This is a genomic window from Pseudogracilibacillus amylolyticus (SeqCode) (genome assembly GCF_051918545.1).
Classification (GTDB): Bacteria; Bacillota; Bacilli; order Bacillales; family Amphibacillaceae; genus Pseudogracilibacillus.
Genome location: NZ_JBPPZG010000308.1, coordinates 1 through 3151 on the forward strand (window position 1 = coordinate 1; position 3151 = coordinate 3151).

3 protein-coding genes are annotated in these 3151 nt (G+C 35.4%); 1 reads left to right on the plus strand and 2 read right to left on the minus strand.

Annotation, left to right across the window (positions count from 1 at the left end; translation table 11 throughout):
• Together ACPYKA_RS20020 and ACPYKA_RS20025 are read right to left on the minus strand one after the other, a co-directional pair.
• A partial coding sequence (locus tag ACPYKA_RS20020; RefSeq protein ID WP_479543952.1) for a TerC family protein occupies positions 1–359 on the minus strand: 359 nt, incomplete at its 3' end.
• 248 nt (positions 360–607) lie between these two features.
• Positions 608–2347, minus strand: a complete 1740-nt coding sequence (locus ACPYKA_RS20025) for a phospho-sugar mutase (protein ID WP_479543950.1) — start codon at positions 2345–2347, stop codon at positions 608–610.
• Positions 2348–2581: 234 nt separating this feature from the next.
• Here ACPYKA_RS20025 and ACPYKA_RS20030 point away from each other — a divergent pair, with 234 nt between their 5' ends.
• Positions 2582–2770, plus strand: a complete 189-nt coding sequence (locus ACPYKA_RS20030) for an SE1832 family protein (protein ID WP_479543951.1) — start codon at positions 2582–2584, stop codon at positions 2768–2770.
• The last annotated feature ends 381 nt before the right edge of the window (positions 2771–3151 follow it).

The window sequence follows — 3151 nt, forward strand, 5'->3', positions numbered from 1 at the left end:
GCAAACGCTAAATCAGCAATTTCGACCTTTAAAACAGTCATCCAAAAACCGCTCCCGGCCTTTTGCTTAGGTATTTTAATATTATCTTTATTCATTGCTTTATCGAATAAATGTTTTATCGAAATAAATAATAAGTACGCTGCACCTATTGCTTGTACCTGCCAAACATCGACAAGAAATGAAATGATGAACAAAGAACCAAAACGAAGAACAAATGCCCCTGCAAGTCCATAAAATAACGCTCTTTTTCTCTGTTTTTCCGGTAAATGTTTTACCATTATTGCTAAGACAAGTGCATTATCCGCTGCTAGCAATCCTTCCAAACCAATTAAAACAATTAATATCCATAAATATTCCATTATTAAATTAACATCCACCGGCTTTTCTCTCCTTATATATTCTAAAATTATGCAATCAAAAAGACCTTTACCTTATTATGTTTAAACATGGAATGAATATCACTCCTCGTCCAAACAAATAATAGTAAAGGTCTTGCTAACAACAATGGTTGCCAGTTAAGCCGGAGGGATTCCCTCGTAATGACGACATTAACTGTACAGCTACTCCCCTTTTCAATTTTAAATAACCTTTATTCTTTGTCTTATCTTTATTTCACAGGTTCTAAAGGTTGTAAAATTGTTTCTTTTAAAGATTTTTTTATCATATTAAATTTTCTATCTGCTTCCTGCGCTGTTTTGCCATAAGCAGCATAATAACATTTAATTTTTGACGTTGTTTCAGAAAGCTGCAAACAAACCCAACAATTTTCTTCTAACTTATATTTTACTACATTTTCTTGTGGGAAATCGAGTAATTCAACTTTATTATTACAGTATCTCCGTTTTTTCGTCAAATAGTCCTCTATATATTCTATCTGGAGGTTGCCTATTTGACCGTCTACTTTACTTCCAAATCTGGTTACAATTGAAGACATTTTCTCCTGATCGGACACACCTTCTAAAGTGATTTCATCCAATCCTTCTTTATAGTATCCGAACTTTTTATATAAACTATCTAAAACCTCTAATAACGTTTTCCCTTTTGCTTTCCAAAATGATGCCATCTCACTAGTCATGACTGCTGCTTGTACGGCATCCTTATCTCTGGAAAATGAATTAATCAAATAACTACCGCTTTCTTCAAACCCAAAGATAAACGTTTCACCGGTTGCATCAAATTCATTAATTTTCTCACTAATATGTTGAAATCCAGATAATGTATTGATAGTTTTTACATGATAAGATGCTGCAATTGCACGACCAAGCTCTGTTGTAACAATAGACTTAATCAAACGAGCATTATTTAGTACACGTTCATTCGCATGTTTTAAGATATAATCCAATAATAAGCAACCCAGCTGGTTTCCAGTTAGTATCGTATATTCATCTTGTTTATTTTTCACTGCTACTCCAAGTCGCTCAGCATTTAGATCTGTCGCCAATAAAATATCTGCATCGACCGCTTCACCCAATTTTATTGCTTTTTCAAAAGCTTGTCTTTCTTCCAGGTTTGGCGATTTTTCAGCTGAAAGATCAAAATCAGCTACAGTTTGCTCTTTAACAACATGAATATTGGCAAAATTTAATTGTTTTAATCCTGCTTCAACTAAAGACTGTGCTGTACCATACAATGGTGTAAAAACAATATTAAGATCTTTTTTCTCTTTAATTGTTTTCTCATCCATTTTTGTAATCGTATTTAACTGCTCTAAATAAGCATGGTCTACCTCATCCTTCACACATTGCATGAGGTTTTGTTTTATTAATTCCTCTTCAGAGAGTACATCTATCTGTAACTCATCGTCTACTTGTTGAATAAAGTTAGTAAGATGACTCGTTTCATCAAATGTTATCTGACTACCTTCTTCATTATATATTTTAAACCCATTATATTCAGGCAGATGATGGCTGGCTGTAAACATAATTCCTGCAGCAGTTCGTAAATAGCGAACTGCAAATGAGAGTAATGGAGTTGGACGTAATGACTCAAATACGTACGTTCTTATTCCGTGTACTCCAAGCACTTTTGCTGATTCTAAAGCAAATTCCTCAGACATATAGCGGGAATCAAAAGCAATTACGACACCGCGGTCTTTATAATTCACAACGTTTTCTTTTAAATAGTACGCTAGACCTTGGATCGCTCTCCTCACCGTGTAAATATTCATACGATTAATGCCAGGCCCTAAAACTCCTCGCATTCCTTCAGTTTCCAATGTGATATATTGATAAAATGAATCCTTCATTTCTTCTGGATTATTTTTCAAATCCTGCAATTGTTTCCTTGCTGTTAGATCTAAATTTTCAGATTCAATCCAGCTTTGGAATACACTTTCCCACTTTCCCACTACTTTACCTCCCAAGAAGGTGATATGTTCAAATATTATCACAAAATTTGTATTTGTTCTACTAATTTTTGAGCCTAGGATTGGTGCATGTTGAACGAAAATGGCTCATGTGACTTTAGATTTGCACATCTTACTCGAAAACGGCGCATAGTCCTCGAGTTTGGAACATGTCAAATTATAATACTTGTAATTATAGAATGTTATCAACTAAACTAAAAGTAGGAGTGTGAAAAAATGAGCAAAAAAGAGTTAGAGGAAAAATTATTAGAATTAAAGTCAGATTATACCCGTATTCAAGGTGATATGGACAAATTAGAATTCGTTGGCGGACGTGTGTCAGCGGCGGAAGAGCAGCTCATTCGTTTAGAAAAAGAGATTGCTGAAGTAAATAAAGAGCTTGAAAAGTTAGATGTAAACCAATAAAACAAAGCGAAAAGTTGAGTACAATAAAACACAACTTTTCGCTTCTTTTATTTTGTTTCACCTCTCGAACATTGTTGCTTTATTTCCCTATAGTTGAAGGATACTGTTGAGTAGTGAAAGTTTGTTAAGGTAGTTGGTAAACCGTTGATTTCCGCAGCGAAAATGTAGACAAGTTGCAAAGTAAAATACCGCTACGGAAATACATTCCGCTTTCCGCGGGCGGCTGTTGAGCCCCTTCGTGCTACGCACTTGTGTCTCACCTAGGCCTATCCTCCCGCAGGAGTCTCCATGTATTTCCTCCGCTGGGATTGCGCCTAAGAGCGTGAATTACACTAATTATGGTGGTTGTTTGGAGCGTAGAACCGTTGACTCCTGCGGGAA

Excerpts from the sequence above, each read along its gene's own strand:
- ACPYKA_RS20030 (WP_479543951.1), top strand. The coding sequence starts at position 2,582 with ATGAGCAAAAAAGAGTTAGAGGAAAAATTATTAGAATTAAAGTCAGAT.